This is a genomic window from Streptomyces sp. NPDC053542 (assembly GCF_044544685.1).
Classification (GTDB): domain Bacteria; phylum Actinomycetota; class Actinomycetes; order Streptomycetales; family Streptomycetaceae; genus Streptomyces.
This window is the reverse complement of sequence record NZ_JBITXL010000007.1, coordinates 352,310-369,209: the sequence shown is the minus strand read 5'-3', so window position 1 is coordinate 369,209 and position 16,900 is coordinate 352,310. Positions and strand designations below refer to the sequence as shown.

Below are 16,900 nucleotides of genomic sequence, written 5' to 3'. Positions count from 1 at the left end.
GTGTGCGGGCCCCTCAGCGCACGCCGCGGGGGCGGAACTGGACGCTGATGCGGGGGCCGACCGGGCGGGCCGTCTTGGGGATGGCGTGGTCCCAGGTGCGCTGGCAGGAGCCGCCCATGACGATCAGGTCGCCGTGCCCGAGGGGGCGGCGGACGGTGGCCCCGCCGCCGTCCCGGGGGCGCAGGGCCAGCGTCCTGGGTTCGCCGACGGAGAGGATCGCGACCATGGTGTCGTGGGTGCGGCCGCGGCCGATGCGGTCGCCGTGCCAGGCGACGCTGTCCTCGCCGTCGCGGTAGTAGCAGAGTCCGGCCGTGCGGAACGGTTCGCCGAGCTCGGTGGCGTAGTGGGCGCTGAGCGCGTCGCGGGCCTCGGCGAGCACGGGGTGCGGCAGTTCCTCGTCCTCGCCGTAGTGGCACAGCAGCCGGGGCACGTCGACGACGCGTTCGTACATCTGGCGCCGTTCGGCGTGCCAGGGGACGGTGCCGACGAGCGCGTCGAAGACCACGTCGGCGCCGGTGAGCCAGCCGGGCAGCACGTCGATCCAGGCGCCGAGCCCGAGGTCGGTGCGTGCGAGTCCGTCCAGAGGGCGCAGGCCGATCTCGTCGGTCCCGGCGAAGAGGGAACTCTGGAGGTGCGTGGTGGCCATGGTGCCAGCGTACGTCGTGTTCGAATTTTTGTACGAATAGATAGGACGGAGACCTACGAGTCAGGTGTCGCGGAACACCGCCGCCAGCTCCCCCCGCGACCGCACCCCGACCTTCGCGTACACATGCGTGAGGTGGTACTGCACGGTCTTCACCGACAGGAACAGCTCCGACGCGACCTGCCCATTGCTCTTCCCGCTCGCGACCAGCCGGGCCACCGCCCGCTCCTGCGCGGTGAGCCGGGAGAAGTCCTCCGCGCCGCCCCGCTTCAGCCCGCCGGCCTGGAGCTCCCGCTCGCAGCGCTCGACATACGTGCGCGCGCCCAGCAGTACGTACGCGTCCCGGGCGTTCTGCAGCAGCGCGTCCGCCTCCTTGCGCTTGCCCGCGCGGCGCAGCGTCTGCCCGTACGCGTAGCTCACCCTGGCCCGGTCGTACGGCAGCGGCAGGTGCTCCAGGTGGGCCAGCGCGCCTTCGAAGTGGGCGCGCGCCGCGTCCAGGTCGCCCTCGGTGCCGGCGATCCGGCCGCGTACGTAGCCGAGCCTGGCCCTGGTGGAGCGGTGGCCGCGGTCGGCGGCGAGCTCCTCGAAGGGCCGCAGGAAGGCATCGGCCTCGGGCACCCGGTTGGTCATCACCAGCGCGTTGGCGTAGACGTCCTGCCAGGGCCAGAAGCCCGGCTCGTCGATGCCCGCGCGCTGCCGCAGCCGCAGGACGGGCTCCAGCGCGGCGGTGACCCGTTCGTACTGGCCGCGGGCCTCGACGACCTGGGCGCGGGCCAGGCAGGCGGGCACCACCATGGTCTCGTAGTGCTGCATGTCGGCCGTGGCCTGCCGGGCGTGGTGGTAGGCGGTGGGCCAGTCGCCGCGCAGTGCGTGGATCTGGGCGCCGGTCCAGTGCACGAGCGGGCGCAGCAGTTCCATGCGGGCCTCGGAGACCTGGGCGGCGGCCCGGTCGGCGGTGCGCAGCGCGTCGGACCAGGCGCCGAGCGCGAACTGGGTGCGGGCGAGCCATGCCTGTGCCCACAGGGAGATGCGCAGCGAGCCGCCGCGGATGCCGGTCGGCACGGCGCCCTCCAGCTCGCGCCGGGCGGCCTCCGGGTCGTCCAGGGCCAGGTCCATCCAGCCGCGGCCCATCTGTACGCGCTGGGACTGGGCGCCGCTGGAGATCCGTGCGAGGACGTCGTCGTAGGCGTGTGCGGCCTCCTCGGGGCGGCCCATGGCGGCGAGGCCGAGGCCGAGGATGGCCTCGGACTCGACGGCGGAGGGCTCCATCGGGCCGACCAGGTCGACGGCCTTGCGGGCCCAGTGGACGAGCTCGGCGGCGTCTGCGCGGCCGAGCGAGTGCAGGACGCGGCGCTGGCAGATGGCGGCGGCGAGCTCGGGGCGGCGGGCCGGGTCGCAGCGTTCCCAGGCGTGCGTCAGATACACCTCGGCCTCTTCGGGGCGGCCGCGGGTGATCGCCAGGTAGCCGAGTACGGAGTCGCGCAGGGCGCTGGGCGGGAAGCTCTCCAGCTCGGCGGCGAACGTCTCGGCCTGCGGCCGGTCGCCCGCTCCGACCAGCGCGTCCACGGCGCGCAGCAGCCGGTCCCGGCGGGTGGCGCGGGCCGGGCTGAGCCGGCTGGCGGCGACCAGCGCGCCGGCCGCCTGGGACCAGGCGCCCTCGGCGGCCCGGTCGGCGGCGAAGCGGTCCAGGTCGTCGGCGAGCTCGGCGTCGGCGGCGGGGGTGGCGGCGACCCGGTGCATCAGGCAGCGGCCGTGGTCCTCGACGGTCTCGGCGGCGCGCCGGTGCAGGTCGCCGCGTTCGACGAGGCCGAGCGCGCCGTGCACGGCGGCCCGTACGAGGGGGTGCGGGAAGGTGAGGAGGGTGAGTCCGGGGCCGTCGGTGCGGGTCAGCAGTCCGGCGGCGCATGCCTCGTCGACGGCGGCGAGCGGGTCCGCGACGCCGGACAGCTCGGCGGCCTCCGCGAACGGCACGGACTCCCCCAGCGCCGAGCACGCCTCGATGAGCGTACGGGCCTGGGCGCCGCAGCCGTCGAGTCGGCGCTGTACGGCGGAGGCGTACCGCCTGGGTGCGGGCAGGGCCGGCTGCCAGTCCCGCCAGATGCCGGGCGGTACTTCCTGCAGCAGGTCGGTGATGTGCAGGGGGTTGCCGCGGGTGTGGCGGCACAGGATGCGCGCGGCGGCGAGCGAGAGGTCGATCCGGGCGGCGCTCCAGGCGAGGCTCTGCACGTCCTCGGGGGTGAGCGGGCCGAGGCGCAGCGCGCTGTCCCGGTAGGCGGCGAGGAAGTCCAGTACGTCGACGGGGAGCTGGCCCAGCCGGTCGTCGGCGGCGAGCAGGACGACCAGGACCTGCTCGGTGGACATCCGGCGGACGGCGGAGGCGACGGCGCGCAGCGAGGCGGCGTCGGCCCAGTGCGCGTCGTCGATGACGACGACCACGGTCTCCTGGCCGCGCCGCTCGTTCCAGATCTCGTGCAGGCGGCGGCCGGCGGCCACCGGGTCGAGTTCCGGGGCGAGCGTGGCGCCCGCGGCCTTGGCGAGCTGCTCGGCGACGCCGAGGTGCAGGCCGTTCTCCCAGCGGACGCCGTTCGCGCGGTGAACCCGTACCGACTCCTGGGCCGCCAAGCTGTGCTCATGCAAGAAATGATCGACGAGCGCGGTCTTGCCCATGCCGGACGCCCCCTCGACCAGGATCATCGAGGGGTTTCCGGCGCGCGCTGCGGCCAGCAGGCGGTCCAGCTCGGCCAGCTCGGCCTGCCGGCCCGCGGGGCCCCGCTGGACCGTCTCGCGGGCGCCGTCCGGGAGGGGGCTCACACCGTCGTGATCGTCCATCGGTTTTCACCTTAGCGGCCGCACACCGCCCTTCAGCGGCCGTGCGCCGCCCTCATCCCTGGTCGCCACCGGCCACGGGCAGCACGGACGCGGTGATGTAGGACGCCTCGTCGGAGGCCAGGAAACAGATCGCGGCGGCCTGCTCCTCCAGCGTTCCGTACCGCTTGAGCAGCGAGGACTCCACCGTCTGGTCGACGATCTGCTGGTACCAGGCACGCTCTTGCGCGTCGGCCGCCGCGGGGCCGCGGGCGACCCGGCGGGGCGGTGCGTCGGTGCCGCCGGGCGCGGTGGCGACGACGCGGATGCCGTACGGGGCCGCCTCCAGGGCCAGCGCGGAGGTGATGCCGTTGACGCCGCCCTTGGCCGCGGCGTACGGGACGCGGTTGACGCCGCGGGTGGCCACCGAGGAGACGTTCACGATGGTGCCGGAGCGCTGCGCGATCAGGTGCGGGAGCACCGCGTGGCAGGTCCACAGCGTCGGGAAGAGCGAGCGCCGCACCTCGGCCCGGATCTGGTCGGGCGTGTAGTGCTCGTAGGGCTTGGCCCAGATGGTGCCGCCGACGTTGTTGACCAGGATGTCGATCCGGCCGCCGAGCGCTCGGTGCGCCTCGGTGACGGCCGCTTCGGCGCCCGTGTACTGCTCCAGGTCGGCGGTGATCCCGTACGCGGTGGCGCCGTCCTTGGCCAGCTCCGCGGCCACCTCGTGCACGAGCTCCGCGCGGTCCACGAGCGCGACCTCGGCGCCCTCGGCGGCCAGCCGGCGCGCCACGCACTCGCCGATGCCCTGGGCCGCGCCGGTGACCACGGCCTTCTTGCCGGCGAACCGGCCGGGGAAGTGCGTCATCGGGCGGCGCCGATGAGGTCACCGGCTCCGGTGGGAGCGAACTTCTCGTTGTGGAAGTGGGCGGGTGTGACGCCCAGTCGCCGGAAGTGGTCGCGTACGCCTTCGACCATGGGCGGCGGCCCGCATACGTACACGTCCACGTCACCGTCGTGGAGGTGCTTCGGCTCCAGCCGCTCGGTCACGTACTCCTTGACGCACGTGTCGTAGGTGAAGCCGGGGATCACTGCCGCGTAATCGGCGAGGGTCTCCAGGCGGACCAGGTCGCGCTCGGACGAGACGCCGTAGACCAGGTGGACGGGATGGCCGGGCGGCTGTGTGGTCAGCTTCTCCAGCATCGAAAGCAGCGGGGCGAGCCCGGTGCCGCCCGCCAGCAGCAGGGCGGGCCGGGTGAGTTCACGCAAGTAGAAGCTGCCCATCGGGCCGGTGAAGTCGATCCGGTCGCCGATCTCGGCACGGTCGCGCAGATAGCTGGACATCGCGCCGTCCTCGGTGAGGCGGACGAGGAAGGAGACCAGGCCCTCGGCGGGTCCGTTGCTGAACGAGTACGACCGGGTGACGTCGGTGCCCGGCACGGCGACGTTGACGTACTGGCCGGGAAGGAAGGCCAGCGCGTCGCGGTCATCGAGTTCGAGCGTGAAGGCGACGGTCGTCTCGGACAGGCGCTCCAGCCCGACGAGGGTGGCCTTGTGATTGGCGGCCGCCGTCTTCGCGGCGTCCGACGTGGTGGGGATGCGGAGCACCAGGTCGCTCCGCGGGGTCATCTGGCAGGGCAGCGCGTACCCCTGCGCGGCCTCCTCGCCGGTCAGCGCCTCCTCGATGTAGTCGCCGCCGTCGTAACTGCCGCTCTCACAGAGCGACTTGCAGGTGCCGCAGGCGCCGTCGCGGCAGTCGAGGGGGATGTTGATGCGTGCCTTGTACGAGGCGTCGGCGACGGTTTCGTCCGGTCCGCAGGTGACGAACCGCGTGATGCCGTCTTCGAAGGCCAGGGCGACCTGATAACTGCTCATGGTGAACTCGCTTCGGGGGGAAGGGTGTTGCGATCAGATGTGGTAGATGTCGACCACGTGATGAATGCAGTCGTTCTTCAGAACGACCTTCTTCTTCTTGATCAGTGGGGTGTCGCCCGAGAAGTCGATGGTGTAGAACGACGTCCCGAAGTACGGGTCGATGTTCTGGTAGCGGTAGTACAGCGTGTGCCAGTTGAAGCGGATGTCGATCTCGGCACCGCGGCGCTCGACGACCTCCACGTTGGCGAGGTGATGGCCGGTGCGCGGCTCGGGGAGGCTGGTGGCGCTGGAGCGGTCCGTGCGGATGCGGAAGACCCGGTCCTCCAGGCCGCCGCGGTTGGCGTAGTAGATCAGTGAGATCTCGGTCTGCGGGTCGCGGGTCAGCTCGTCGTCGTCCGCCCAGGCCGGCATCCAGAATTCGACGTCCGGGTGGTAGCACTCCAGCCACTTCTCGAACTCGCGGTCGTCGAGGTAGCGGGCTTCGCGGTAGAGGAACTGGCGGATGTCCTCGAGCGGGACGTCCGGGGTGACATCAGTGGTGACATCAGTGGTGGTGGTCATGGCTCGCTCCGTCCTTACCGGTCCTGCTGCGGGGCCGTCGCGTCCTCCGCCGCCACCGCGCGGCGCATGGTGTCCAGCCAGTAGCCGTGCTGGATCGGGTAGAGGGTCTCGTCCTCGGTGCGCGCGCCACTGGCGATGGGGTGGATGCCGAGCTTCTTGGCGTCCTCGTCCGGGCCCTCGATCTTGTGGGCGACGCCGCGGCTGAGGTCGTTCCAGGGCGCGGCCTCGGCCAGGTAGGTCTTCTGGCAGGAGCGGAACTCCTCCAGGTCGTCCGGGGTGGCCATGCCGGTGGCGTTGAAGAAGTCCTCGTACTGGCGGATGCGGTTGGCGCGGGCCTCGGCGCTCTCGCCCTTGGGGGCGATGCAGTAGATGGTGACCTCGGTCCTGTCCACGGAGACCGGGCGGAAGTGCCGGATCTGGGAGCTGAACTGGTCCATCAGGTAGACGTTCGGGTACAGGCACAGATTGCGCGAGTACTCGATCATCCAGTTGGCCTTGTCCTCGCCGAACTCCGCGACCAGCTCGTCCCGGCGCTCGTTCAGCGAGCGGTTGGACGGGTCCTCCCAGCGGGTCCACAGCAGCAGGTGGCCGTGTTCGAAGGAGTAGTAGCCGCCCTTCTGGCGGGCCCAGCTGCCGGCGTCCATGTTCTTGGTGTCGTTGGCGGACTCGCCGGAGGAACGGCGGGCCGTGGTGGCCGCGTAGTTCCAGTGGGTGGCGGAGACGTGGTAGCCGTCGGCGCCGTTCTCCGCCTGCACCTTCCAGTTGCCGTCGTAGGTGTAGGTGGAGGAGCCGCGCAGCACCTCCAGGCCCTCCGGGGACTGGTCCACGATCATGTCGATGATCTTGGTGGCCTCGCCGAGGTGCTCGGTGAGCGGCAGCACGTCCGGGTTGAGGCTGCCGAAGAGGAAGCCGCGGTAGTTCTCGAAGCGGGCGACCTTGGTCAGGTCGTGCGAGCCGTCCTTGTTGAACTGCTCCGGGTAGCCGGCGCCGCGGCCGTCCTTGACCTTCAGCAGCTTGCCGGAGTTGTTGAAGGTCCAGCCGTGGAACGGACAGGTGAAGGTGGTGCGGTTGTCCGTCTTGCGGCGGCAGAGCATCGCGCCGCGGTGGCTGCAGGCGTTGATCAGCGCGTTGAGCTCGCCGTCCTTGCTCCGCGAGATGACCACGGGCTGGCGGCCGATGTACGTGGTGAAGTAGTCGCCGACCTCGGGGATCTGCGTCTCGTGGGCGAGGTACACCCAGTTGCCCTCGAAGATGTGCTTCATCTCCAGCTCGAAGATCTCCTCGTCCGTGAAGATCTTCCGGCGCGCCCGGTGGATGCCGTTCTCCTCGTCCTCCACCAGGGCGTCGTCCAGGATCGCCCGGGTACCGGCCGACGTCTGCGTCATGGTCCCTCCAAACCTGCGTGCGCGGCCCCCGTCCTGGGGCTCACGTCCGCTTTTCAGCACCATGACAGGGCGGTTACGCCGCCACCCCGGGCATTTCCCTAGGGTTCACCCAGGGCCTCATCCATATCCCTTGCATATCAATCGGCGGGAAAAGAGTATTTCTCTCGTCTGAGAACGGCTGCCTACGATGAGCCGCATCCGGCGGCCGGGAAGCCAAGGAGGCATTCATGGAACTGCGCCACCTGCGCTATTTCGTCGCCGTCGCCGAGACCCGTCACTTCGGCCGGGCCGCGGAGAACCTGCACATGGCACAGCCCCCGCTGTCCCAGGCGATCCGGCAGCTGGAGGCGGATCTCGGGGTCGAGCTCTTCACCCGGACCACCCGCCAGGTGGCCCTGACCGGGGCCGGCGAGGTCTTCCGTACCGACGCGGTGCGCATCCTGCAGTCCGTCGACGAGGCGACCGCCCGCGTGCGGCGCTTCGCGAAGGGCGCGGAGGGCATCCTGCGACTGGGCCTGACCGGGACCGCCTGCTACCGGCAGCTCCCCGAGATCGCCCGGCTGGTCAAGGAGGAGATGCCGGGGGTGGCGCTGGAGATCCACACCGAGCTGCTGACCCCCGCGCAGGAGCTGGCCCTCACCGAGAACCGTCTCGACGTGGGCATGCTCCGGCCGCCGGTCCGCCAGGAGGGCATCGTCTGCCGGGAGGTCGCCCGGGAGCCGCTGGTGCTGGCGGTCCCCGAGGACCACTGGCTGAGCGACGCGGAGAGCGCCGAGGTCGCCCAGCTGCGCCACGAGAACTTCATCATGTACGCGGCCGGCTCCCGCTCCGTCGTCAATGACGCGGTCACCAGGAGCTGCCTCGCGGCGGGCTACTACCCGCACTGCGCACACGATGTCACCGAGACCTCGACCGCGCTGGCGCTCGTCGCCGCCGGCCTGGGAATCGCCCTGCTCCCCGACTCCGTCCGCTCGGTCTCCCGCGACGGCGTCGTCTTCAAGCCCGTCCGGGACGCGGAGACCGTCGGACTCGCCCTCGCCTGGCGTGAGAACGACGCCTCTCCCCTGCTGGAGACGCTGATCGGCGTCCTGGAGTCGCACGACGTCTTCGTCGCGGCACGACATGCTGAGGACTCACGTGAAAATCACCGCAGTTGAGGCGATACCGTTCGCCATTCCGTACGCCAAACCGCTCCGCTTCGCGAGCGGCGAGGTGCACGCCGCCGAGCACGTCCTCGTACGGATCCACACCGACGACGGGCTGACCGGCACCGCCGAGGCACCGCCCCGCCCCTTCACCTACGGCGAGACCCAGGAGTCCATCGTCGCGGTGATCGAGAAGGTCTTCGCACCGCAGATCCTGGGGCTGGCGCCCACCGCCCGCGAGGCGGTGCACGCCCGGCTGAACCGTACGGTGGCCAATCCGGCCGCCAAGTCCGCGGTGGACATGGCACTTTGGGACATCATCGGCCAGTCGGTCGGCCTGCCCGTCACCGAGCTGCTCGGCGGCTTCACCGACCGGCTGCGGGTCTCGCACATGGTGGGTTTCGCGCCGCCGGAGCAGATGGTCGCCGAGGCGCAGCGGGTCCGTGACACGTACGGCATCACCACCTTCAAGGTGAAGGTGGGCCGCCGCCCGTTCATGCTGGACGTCGAGGCGTGCCGGGCGCTGCGCGAGGGGCTGGGCGACGAGGCCGAGCTGTACATCGACGGGAACCGCGGCTGGACCGCGTCGGAGTCGGCCCGTGCGCTGCGCGCCATGGACGGCCTGGACCTCACCCTCGCCGAGGAGCTGTGCCCGGCCGACGACGTGCTGGGCCGCCGCTGGCTGGTCTCGCACACCGACATCCCGTTCGTCGCGGACGAGAGCGCCACCCGCCCCGGCGAGGTGACCCGCGAGCTGCTCGGCGGCTCCGCGACGGCCATCAGCATCAAGACCGCCCGTACCGGCTTCACGTACTCCCAGCGCGTGCACCACCTCTGCGAGGGGCTGGGCGTCGAGGCCGTGATGGGCAATCAGATCGACGGTCAGATCGGCACGTTGTGCACGGCGGTCTTCGGATCGGCGTACGAACTGACGTCCCGTCGGGCGGGGGAACTGTCCAACTTCCTCGACATGAGCGACGACCTGCTCGCCGAGCCGCTGCGGATCGAGGACGGCACGCTGCGCGTCCGCGAGAGCGCCGGGCTCGGCATCGAGCTGGACCCGGAAAAGCTGGCCCGGTACCGCCAGGACACCTGAACGACAACTCATCCGCACGACAAGAGGAGCAGAGCCATGACCGACACCACTCAGGCCACCGCCGCCGCGTCCGGCGCCTCGGCGACCGAGGCGTTCCGGCAGAAGCAGCGGGCCACCGCGGCCAGCAGCAAGGAACGCGTCAACACCCTCGCCACCGAGGTCATCTCGGCGGTCCACGACGTCATCCGCCGCCACAAGGTCAGCTACGAGGAGTACGACGCGCTGAAGGCGTGGCTGATCGGCGTCGGCCAGGACGGCGAGTGGCCGCTCTTCCTCGACGTATGGATCGAGCACGTCGTCGAGGAGGTCGCCAACGAGAACCGCGAGGGCAGCAAGGGCACCATCGAGGGCCCCTACTACGTCCCCGACTCGCCCAAGTACGAGGCGGAGGCGACCCTGCCGATGCGCGAGAACGAGGCGGGCACCCCGCTGCTCTTCCAGGGGCAGGTCACCGACGTCGAGGGCAAGCCGCTGGCCGGCGCGCACGTGGAGATGTGGCACGCCGACGACGACGGCCTGTACTCGCAGTACGCGCCGGGTCTGCCGGAGTGGAACCTGCGCGGCACCGTCATCGCCGACGACCAGGGCAACTTCAAGATCCACACGATCCAGCCCGCGCCCTACCAGATCCCCACCGACGGCTCCTGCGGCAAGCTGATCGCCGCCGCCGGGTGGCACGCCTGGCGCCCCGCCCACCTGCACCTGAAGGTGTCCGCGCCCGGCCACCAGCTGATCACCACCCAGCTCTACTTCCAGGGCGGCAGCCACGTCGAGGACGACATCGCCTCGGCCGTGAAGCCCGAGCTGATCCTCGACCCGAAGCCCGCCGCGAGCGGCACGGGCAACGAGGTCACGTACAACTTCGTCATGGACCGGAGCTGAACCGCATGCTGTTCGCAGTGAAGATGGACGTCGCGATCCCCGCGGACCTGGATCCCGGCGTCCGGGCCGACACGATCGCCCGCGAGAAGGCGTACTCCCAGGAGCTCCAGAAGTCCGGCAAGTGGCGGCACATCTGGCGGTGCGTCGGTCAGTACTCCAACCTCAGCGTCTTCGACGTGGAGTCCAACGACGAGCTGCACGAGATCCTCTGGGGCCTGCCGCTCTTCCCGTACATGTCCCTCGAGGTGACGCCGCTGGCCGTGCACCCCTCCGACATCAACGCCTGACGGAGCGGTTCATGGACAAGGTCGTGGCCACCGCCGCCGAAGCGGTGGCGGACGTACGGGACGGCGCCTCGCTCGCCGTCGGCGGTTTCGGGCTCAGCGGCGTCCCGGACGTGCTGATCCAGGCGCTGTACGAGACGGGTGCCGGCGGGCTGGGCGTGGTCTCCAACAACTGCGGTGTGGACGGCGGCGGCCTGGGCATCCTGCTCGCCGCCGGCCGGATCGACCGGGTGACCGGCTCCTACGTCGGCAACAACAAGGAGTTCGCCCGCCAGTACCTCGCCGGGGAACTGGAGCTGGAGCTCACCCCGCAGGGCACGCTCGCCGAGCGGCTGCGGGCCGGCGGCTGCGGCATCCCGGCGTTCTTCACCCCGGCCGGGGTGGGCACGGACGTCGCGGACGGCGGGATGCCGCTGCGGTACGCGCCGGACGGTGGCGTGGCGAAGGCGTCGCCGCCCAAGGAGGTACGCGAGTTCGACGGCGTGCCGTACGTGATGGAGCGCGGGATCACCACCGACTTCGCGCTCGTCCGGGCCGCGAAGGGCGACCGGCACGGCAACCTCTTCTTCAACAAAGCAGCCCGCAACTTCAACCCGCTCGCGGCGATGGCCGGCAAGGTCACCGTCGCGGAGGTGGAGGAGCTGGTCGAGCCGGGCGTACTGGACCCGGACGAGGTGCATCTGCCGGGCGTGTTCGTCCAGCGGGTGGTCGAGCTGACGCCCGCTCAGGCGGCGGACAAGAAGGTGGAGCGGCGGACGGTCGCCGCGCCGCCGAAGGGCGAAGGGACGGTGCGCGCCTGATGGGCTGGACCAGGGAAGAGATGGCCGCGCGGGCCGCGGGCGAGCTGCGCGACGGCGACTACGTGAACCTCGGCATCGGGCTGCCCACGCTGGTGCCCAGCTATCTGCCCGAGGGCGTGGACGTCGTCCTGCAGTCCGAGAACGGGCTGCTCGGCGTCGGCCCGTACCCGGCCGAGGACGAGGTCGACCCGGACCTGATCAACGCGGGCAAGGAGACCGTCACGGTCCTCCCCGGCGCCGCGTTCTTCGACTCCGCGCTCTCCTTCGGGATGATCCGCGGCGGGCACATCGACACCGCGATCCTCGGCGCCATGCAGGTCTCGGCCCGCGGTGACCTGGCGAACTGGATGATCCCGGGGAAGATGGTCAAGGGCATGGGCGGCGCGATGGACCTCGTGCACGGCGCCCGCCGGGTGGTCGTGGTCATGGACCACACCGCCAAGGACGGCAGCCCGAAGATCGTGGAGCGGTGCTCATTGCCGCTGACCGGCCGGGCTTGCGTCCACCGGATCATCACCGACCTCGGCGTCCTGGACGTCACCGGGGACGGTCTCGTACTGGTGGAGACCGCGCCGGGTGTCACGCCGGAGGAGATCGTCGCGCGTACGGACGCGTCCGTACGGCTGCCCGCGACGCACGCTCAGGAGGGCTCGTGACGGCGCTGCCCCCTCATGTGCTGGCCCATCATGTGCTGGACGGCCCCGAGGACGCGCCGCCGCTCGTCCTCGGCCCGTCCCTGGGCACCTCGCTCGCCGTGTGGGAGCCGCAGCTCGCCGAGCTCGCCCGCACTCACCGGGTGCTCCGCTTCGACCTGCCGGGGCACGGCGGTTCGCCGGTGAGCGTGCTGCCCGATCCCACGCCCGGCGGCACGACCGTCGGCCACCTGGCCCGGCTCGTGCTGGACGTGGCCGAGCACCACGGCTGGCGCACCTTCCACTACGCCGGGATCTCGCTCGGCGGCGCGATCGGCGCGTACCTGGCGGTGCATCATCCCGACCGGCTCGCCTCGCTCGCGATGGTCTGCTCCTCGGCCCGCTTCGGCGATCCGGCGGGCTGGCGGGAGCGCGCCGCTTCAGTGCGCTCCCGCGGTACGGGGGCGGTGCTGCAGCCCACGCCGGGGCGCTGGTTCGCCGATCCGGGTACCGCCGCGGGTCCGCGCGGCAGCGCCCTGCTGGGTGATCTCGCCGCCGCGGACCGGGCCGGGTACGCCGCCTGCTGCGACGCGCTGGCCGGCTACGACGTACGGTCCGAGCTGTGGTCGGTGTCCGCGCGCACGCTCGTCGTCGCCGGGCGCCAGGACCCGGCGACGCCGCCCGCGCACGCCCGGGAGATCGCCGACGGGGTGCCCGGCGCGGCCCTCGTCGAGGTCGCGGGCGCCGCCCATCTGGCAGGGATCGAACGGCCCGACGCGGTGAACGCGGCGCTGCGCGTGCACCTGGACGCGGCGACCCGCGGGCACTGACGGGGCATCACCTGGGCGTGGCGTCTTGCGGGGTCATGACGGTGCGTCACCCGAGCGCGGCCGGCCGCGCCCCGCGCTGCTCGCCGCCGCGGGGCAGCGGAAGGCCGCCCAGCGGTCCCGCGAGCACCCGTCCCACGCGCTGGCCCGGCAGTTCGACCAGCCGGTGCGCGAGCATGGCCAGCGGCAGCAGCAGCGCGAGGTAGGCGGCCATCAGCAGCGGCGTGTCGTGCTGCTGCCACGGCACGGCCAGGTCGCACACCTCCAGGACGAGCGGGTGCAGGAGGTAGAGCGAGTAACTGATGACGCCGCAGAAGGCGAGCCAGCGCGGTACGCGGTGCCGCCGCAGGGCCATCGCCGCGCCGAAGGTGAGCAGCGCGAGCCCGGCCGTGACCGCCCAGATCCGCACCGCGGACTCCGGGTCGCCGCCGCCGGTGACGGCGTCCGGGCGGGAGCCGATGTGCAGCGCGGCGGAGAGGACGCAGGCCGCGAGCACGGTGACCGCCACGGTCACCCCGGCGGCCCTGCCGAGCTGCCCGCGCTCCATCCGGTACAGCACGGTCCCGGTGAACATCAGGGAGAGCAGCGCGAGTCCCTGCCAGGGCGGGATGCGGCCGTTGAAGAGGAGCAGAACGCTCGCCAGCGCGCCCCCGAGCAGCGCACCGGCGCGGTTCCACGGCGCCCGCCCCGAGGCCACGGCGCACAGCGCGACGGCCGCCCCGAGCGCGGTCGCCGCGATCACCGTGGTGCCGCCCAGCCCCCGCGTCAGCGCTGCGACGGGCAGCGCCCCGCCTGCCGCGACGGCGAGCGCGGCCAGGCCCAGGGCCGTCGGCGCGGAGCGCCGGTGCAGCCGCAGTGCGAAGAGCGCCGTGACCAGGAAGTAGAACACCATCTCGTACGAGAGGGTCCACAGCACATTGATCGCGCTGGGCACCCCGAGCAGGTCCTGCAGCATCGTGCCGTGCGCGAGCAGGACGCTCAGCGGGTCGCGCTCCCCCAGCCCCTCCCGGAGCCGGCCCGGTCCCCACAGGACGAGCAGCGCGGTGGCCGCGAGCGCGACGCACAGCAGTGGGTAGAGGCGGCAGATCCGGCCGACCCAGAAGCGGCGCAGCGAGCCGCGCCGTTCCAGGGAGGCGGGGATGATGTAGCCGCTGACCAGGAAGAAGACGAGGACGCCGTACGTACCTGGGTTGACGTACCGCAGTACGGTGGCGGACAGCTCGGGCAGATAGCGCGGCCCCGCGTGGTGCAGCGCGACCATCAGCGCCCCGAGGCCGCGCAGCGCGTCGAGCCACGCCAGCCGCCGGTCCGGGTCCGGTCCCGCGCCCGGCAGGTCGGGCACGTGTGCCGGGCGGTACGCCTGGGAGGACTGCAGCCATGCCACATCACTCATCGTCACACCGTACGCACCGTCCGTGTCCGGTGCACGTCGAGCTGACGCCGCATCAGCCGTACGGGGCACGGGCGCCGCTCCGGGGCCCTCGCCACGCGCCCGGCGGGTCTGCCTAGACTGGGCCGACCAGTGGACCATCGCGAGGAGCCAGCCGTATGACCGCCGTTCACCCGCCGGCCCGTACCACAGGCCGGCAGCGCGACGCGGCGCGGACGCGGGCGGAGATCCTCAAGGTCGCGACGGAGGAGTTCGCGCGGCAGGGGTACACGGGCGCGCGGGTGGACGAGATCGCGGCCCGCATCCACACCACGAAGCGGATGATCTACTACTACTTCGGCAGCAAGGAGCAGCTGTTCACGGCCGTGCTGGAGCACGCGTACGCGGGTATCCGGCAGCAGGAACAGCAGCTGGACGTCGGGCACCTGGATCCCGCGGCGGCCATCCGGCGGCTGGCCGAGCTGACCTTCGATCACCACGAGGCGCACCCGGACTTCATCCGCCTGGTGAGCATCGAGAACATCCACGAGGCGGAGCACATCACCGCGTCGGAGACGATCGGCCGGCTCAACTCGCCCGCGATCGAGGTGATCGGGCGGATCCTGGACGAGGGCCGCGCGCAGGGCGTGTTCACGGCGGACGTGGACGCGGTGGACCTGCACGCGATGATCAGCTCGTTCTGCTTCTTCCGGGTCGCCAACCGGCACACCTTCGGCGCGCTCTTCGCGCGCGACCTGACGGCGGCGGACCGCCGGGAGCACTACCGCACGATGCTCGGCGACATGGTGCTCGGCTATCTGACGGGCGACCACTCCGGCTGACGGGCGACCACTCGCGGCCGACCAGGGGGCCGCTCCCGGTCCACCGGTTGACCGCCCGCGGCCGACCGGGTGACGGCTCCCTCACCCACCGCCACGTGCGGAAATTGTTTCCTCCAGATGTCTTGACAGTGACCTGCGAGGGATTGAGGATCGCTGCAATTAACTACCTAGTGAGTTAACCCGCAGCCCGCCGCCACCCGTCGAAGACGCGGGTGGCCGTCCCCCGTGGAGCAGGCATGTCCGCTCTCTCGTCCGAGGCCGGGGCCCCGCCCCCCGCCCGGCCCCGCAAGGCCGCCGTCGCCGCCTGGATCGGCAGCGCGCTGGAGTACTACGACTTCTTCATCTACGGCAGCGCCGCCGCCCTGGTCTTCCCCAAGGTCTTCTTCGACCCGTCCGACCCGGCGACCGCGACGCTGATCTCGCTCGCCACCTTCGGTGTCGCCTACGCGGCCCGCCCGATCGGCGCCCTCTTCCTCGGTCACTTCGGCGACCGGCTCGGCCGCCGCAAGATCATGGTCTTCACCCTGATGCTGATGGGCCTGTCGACCTTCCTGATCGGCTGCCTGCCTACCTACGCGCAGGTCGGCACGGCCGCGCCGGTGCTGCTGGTGCTGATGCGCGTCCTTCAGGGCCTCTCCGCCGCCGGCGAGCAGGCCAGCGCCAATTCGATGACATTGGAGCACGCGCCCGAGGACCGCCGCGGGTACTACACGAGCTTCGCGCTCAACGGCACCCAAGCGGGCCAGATCATCGCGACCCTGGTCTTCATCCCCGTCGCCGCGCTCCCCGAGGAGCAGCTCTACACCTGGGGCTGGCGGCTCCCGTTCCTGGTCAGCGTGGCCGTTACGGTCGCGGGATACCTCATCCGGCGCAAGCTCTCGGAGACCCCGGTCTTCGAGCGGGCCGCGGCCGAGGACGCGGTGGCCAAGCTGCCGCTCGCGGACCTGCTCCGCCACCACTGGGCCGACGTGCTGCGGGTGATCGCGGCCGCCCTGATCGCCACCGTCAGCACGATCTTCTCGGTCTGGGCACTGGCGTACGCGACCGGCGACGCGGTCGGCCTGGACAAGTCCGCGATGCTCTGGGTCGGCGTGCTCTCCAACGCGGTCGCGCTGCTCGCGATCCCGCTGTGGGCCAAGCTGTCGGACCGCATCGGCCGCAGGCCGGTCTTCCTGATCGGCTCGCTCGGCTCGGCCGTCATGATCTTCGTGTACCTGTGGGCCGTCTCGACCGGCAGCTACCCGCTGGTCTTCGTCACCGGCATCGCCTTCTTCGGCGTGGTCTACAGCGCCGCCAACGGCATCTGGCCCTCCTTCTACGGCGAGATGTTCCCGACCCGGGTCCGCCTCTCCGGCATGGCCATCGGCACCCAGATCGGCTTCGCCGTCGCGGGCTTCGCGGTGAGCCTTGCCGAGCGGATCGCGGGGCCCGGCGGCGACAACTGGGTCGGCGTCGCGACTTTCACTGCCGCGACCTGCGTGATCTGCTCGCTCGCCGTGCTGACCGGCCGGGAGACGCACCGCGTGCCGACCGCGCTGCTCGGCGAGAAGCCGGTCGTGCCCGAGGACAGCGGCAGCCTGGCCCGCACGGCCTCCGCCTGAGCGCCCGCACGGTTTCCGCCTGACCGGCGCCGGACCGGAGAGCCGCACCACTGCCGGTACCGGAGGGCCGCGGGCCCCCTTTCCCCCGCGGTCCTCCGCCGCCATAATTAACTATCTAGTACGTTCATAGAAGTACGTTCATAGCGCACCACC

16 protein-coding genes are annotated in these 16,900 nt (G+C 71.6%); 9 read left to right on the top strand and 7 right to left on the bottom strand.

Annotated features, from left to right (window positions below):
- Nucleotides 1-13 precede the first annotated feature (13 nt).
- Genes ACIGXO_RS22105 through benA form a run of 6 tightly spaced genes read right to left on the bottom strand, consistent with a single transcriptional unit; the run spans nt 14 to nt 7,269 of the window.
- Nucleotides 14-646 carry an alpha-ketoglutarate-dependent dioxygenase AlkB gene (locus ACIGXO_RS22105; protein ID WP_399789354.1) on the bottom strand — a complete coding sequence of 211 codons (633 nt, stop codon included), beginning with the start codon at nt 644-646 and terminating at the stop codon, nt 14-16.
- 60 nt (nt 647-706) lie between these two features.
- The gene (locus ACIGXO_RS22100; protein WP_399789352.1) at nt 707-3,472 is read right to left on the bottom strand and encodes an AAA family ATPase; all 2,766 of its coding nucleotides are present in this window, start codon (nt 3,470-3,472) and stop codon (nt 707-709) included.
- 52 nt (nt 3,473-3,524) lie between these two features.
- Nucleotides 3,525-4,316 carry a 1,6-dihydroxycyclohexa-2,4-diene-1-carboxylate dehydrogenase gene (locus ACIGXO_RS22095; RefSeq protein ID WP_399789349.1) on the bottom strand — a complete coding sequence of 264 codons (792 nt, stop codon included), beginning with the start codon at nt 4,314-4,316 and terminating at the stop codon, nt 3,525-3,527.
- Entirely contained in the window at nt 4,313-5,323 is a 1,011-nt protein-coding gene (benC, locus tag ACIGXO_RS22090; RefSeq protein WP_399789346.1) for a benzoate 1,2-dioxygenase electron transfer component BenC, read from the bottom strand. Before benC ends, ACIGXO_RS22095 begins: the two co-directional genes overlap by 4 nt.
- 33 nt (nt 5,324-5,356) lie before the next feature.
- A complete protein-coding gene (gene benB, locus ACIGXO_RS22085; RefSeq protein WP_399789344.1) occupies nt 5,357-5,884 on the bottom strand; it encodes a benzoate 1,2-dioxygenase small subunit in 528 nt (175 codons plus the stop codon).
- Between the two features lie 14 nt (nt 5,885-5,898).
- The gene (benA, locus tag ACIGXO_RS22080) at nt 5,899-7,269 is read right to left on the bottom strand and encodes a benzoate 1,2-dioxygenase large subunit (protein WP_399789341.1); all 1,371 of its coding nucleotides are present in this window, start codon (nt 7,267-7,269) and stop codon (nt 5,899-5,901) included.
- A 227-nt stretch (nt 7,270-7,496) separates the two neighbouring features.
- Here benA and ACIGXO_RS22075 point away from each other — a divergent pair, with 227 nt between their 5' ends.
- Genes ACIGXO_RS22075 through ACIGXO_RS22045 form a run of 7 tightly spaced genes read left to right on the top strand, consistent with a single transcriptional unit; the run spans nt 7,497 to nt 12,938 of the window.
- Nucleotides 7,497-8,426 (top strand): LysR substrate-binding domain-containing protein, encoded by a 930-nt coding sequence (locus ACIGXO_RS22075; protein ID WP_399789338.1) that lies wholly within the window; start codon nt 7,497-7,499, stop codon nt 8,424-8,426.
- Nucleotides 8,407-9,510 carry a mandelate racemase/muconate lactonizing enzyme family protein gene (locus ACIGXO_RS22070; protein ID WP_399789335.1) on the top strand — a complete coding sequence of 368 codons (1,104 nt, stop codon included), beginning with the start codon at nt 8,407-8,409 and terminating at the stop codon, nt 9,508-9,510. Before ACIGXO_RS22075 ends, ACIGXO_RS22070 begins: the two co-directional genes overlap by 20 nt.
- A gap of 36 nt (nt 9,511-9,546) precedes the next feature.
- The gene (gene catA / locus ACIGXO_RS22065; protein WP_399789333.1) at nt 9,547-10,392 is read left to right on the top strand and encodes a catechol 1,2-dioxygenase; all 846 of its coding nucleotides are present in this window, start codon (nt 9,547-9,549) and stop codon (nt 10,390-10,392) included.
- Nucleotides 10,393-10,397: 5 nt separating this feature from the next.
- On the top strand, nt 10,398-10,679 hold the full coding sequence (gene catC / locus ACIGXO_RS22060) for a muconolactone Delta-isomerase (protein ID WP_399789330.1): 282 nt from the start codon (nt 10,398-10,400) through the stop codon (nt 10,677-10,679).
- 11 nt (nt 10,680-10,690) lie between these two features.
- The gene (locus tag ACIGXO_RS22055) at nt 10,691-11,476 is read left to right on the top strand and encodes a CoA transferase subunit A (protein ID WP_399789327.1); all 786 of its coding nucleotides are present in this window, start codon (nt 10,691-10,693) and stop codon (nt 11,474-11,476) included.
- Complete coding sequence (locus ACIGXO_RS22050; protein ID WP_399789324.1) at nt 11,476-12,132, top strand: CoA transferase subunit B; 657 nt, start codon at nt 11,476-11,478, stop codon at nt 12,130-12,132. The genes ACIGXO_RS22055 and ACIGXO_RS22050 overlap by 1 nt, the downstream gene beginning before the upstream one ends.
- Entirely contained in the window at nt 12,129-12,938 is an 810-nt protein-coding gene (locus ACIGXO_RS22045; protein ID WP_399789321.1) for an alpha/beta fold hydrolase, read from the top strand. The genes ACIGXO_RS22050 and ACIGXO_RS22045 overlap by 4 nt, the downstream gene beginning before the upstream one ends.
- 46 nt (nt 12,939-12,984) lie before the next feature.
- Here the strand turns inward: ACIGXO_RS22045 and ACIGXO_RS22040 are convergent, their stop codons facing one another.
- Entirely contained in the window at nt 12,985-14,328 is a 1,344-nt protein-coding gene (locus ACIGXO_RS22040; protein WP_399789318.1) for an acyltransferase family protein, read from the bottom strand.
- Between the two features lie 155 nt (nt 14,329-14,483).
- On the opposite strand from ACIGXO_RS22040, the gene ACIGXO_RS22035 reads away from it, so the two are divergent.
- Entirely contained in the window at nt 14,484-15,146 is a 663-nt protein-coding gene (locus ACIGXO_RS22035; RefSeq protein WP_399789315.1) for a TetR/AcrR family transcriptional regulator, read from the top strand.
- A 236-nt stretch (nt 15,147-15,382) separates the two neighbouring features.
- The gene (locus ACIGXO_RS22030; RefSeq protein WP_399789312.1) at nt 15,383-16,747 is read left to right on the top strand and encodes an MFS transporter; all 1,365 of its coding nucleotides are present in this window, start codon (nt 15,383-15,385) and stop codon (nt 16,745-16,747) included.
- Nucleotides 16,748-16,900: the final 153 nt, after the last annotated feature.

Bases quoted from the DNA above. Each gene is read 5' to 3' on its own strand.
- ACIGXO_RS22105 (WP_399789354.1), bottom strand. From the start codon at position 646: ATGGCCACCACGCACCTCCAGAGTTCCCTCTTCGCCGGGACCGACGAG.
- ACIGXO_RS22100 (WP_399789352.1), bottom strand. From the start codon at position 3,472: ATGGACGATCACGACGGTGTGAGCCCCCTCCCGGACGGCGCCCGCGAG.
- ACIGXO_RS22095 (WP_399789349.1), bottom strand. From the start codon at position 4,316: ATGACGCACTTCCCCGGCCGGTTCGCCGGCAAGAAGGCCGTGGTCACC.
- benC (WP_399789346.1), bottom strand. From the start codon at position 5,323: ATGAGCAGTTATCAGGTCGCCCTGGCCTTCGAAGACGGCATCACGCGG.
- benB (WP_399789344.1), bottom strand. From the start codon at position 5,884: ATGACCACCACCACTGATGTCACCACTGATGTCACCCCGGACGTCCCG.
- benA (WP_399789341.1), bottom strand. From the start codon at position 7,269: ATGACGCAGACGTCGGCCGGTACCCGGGCGATCCTGGACGACGCCCTG.
- ACIGXO_RS22075 (WP_399789338.1), top strand. From the start codon at position 7,497: ATGGAACTGCGCCACCTGCGCTATTTCGTCGCCGTCGCCGAGACCCGT.
- catA (WP_399789333.1), top strand. From the start codon at position 9,547: ATGACCGACACCACTCAGGCCACCGCCGCCGCGTCCGGCGCCTCGGCG.
- catC (WP_399789330.1), top strand. From the start codon at position 10,398: ATGCTGTTCGCAGTGAAGATGGACGTCGCGATCCCCGCGGACCTGGAT.
- ACIGXO_RS22055 (WP_399789327.1), top strand. From the start codon at position 10,691: ATGGACAAGGTCGTGGCCACCGCCGCCGAAGCGGTGGCGGACGTACGG.
- ACIGXO_RS22050 (WP_399789324.1), top strand. From the start codon at position 11,476: ATGGGCTGGACCAGGGAAGAGATGGCCGCGCGGGCCGCGGGCGAGCTG.
- ACIGXO_RS22040 (WP_399789318.1), bottom strand. From the start codon at position 14,328: ATGAGTGATGTGGCATGGCTGCAGTCCTCCCAGGCGTACCGCCCGGCA.
- ACIGXO_RS22035 (WP_399789315.1), top strand. From the start codon at position 14,484: ATGACCGCCGTTCACCCGCCGGCCCGTACCACAGGCCGGCAGCGCGAC.
- ACIGXO_RS22030 (WP_399789312.1), top strand. From the start codon at position 15,383: ATGTCCGCTCTCTCGTCCGAGGCCGGGGCCCCGCCCCCCGCCCGGCCC.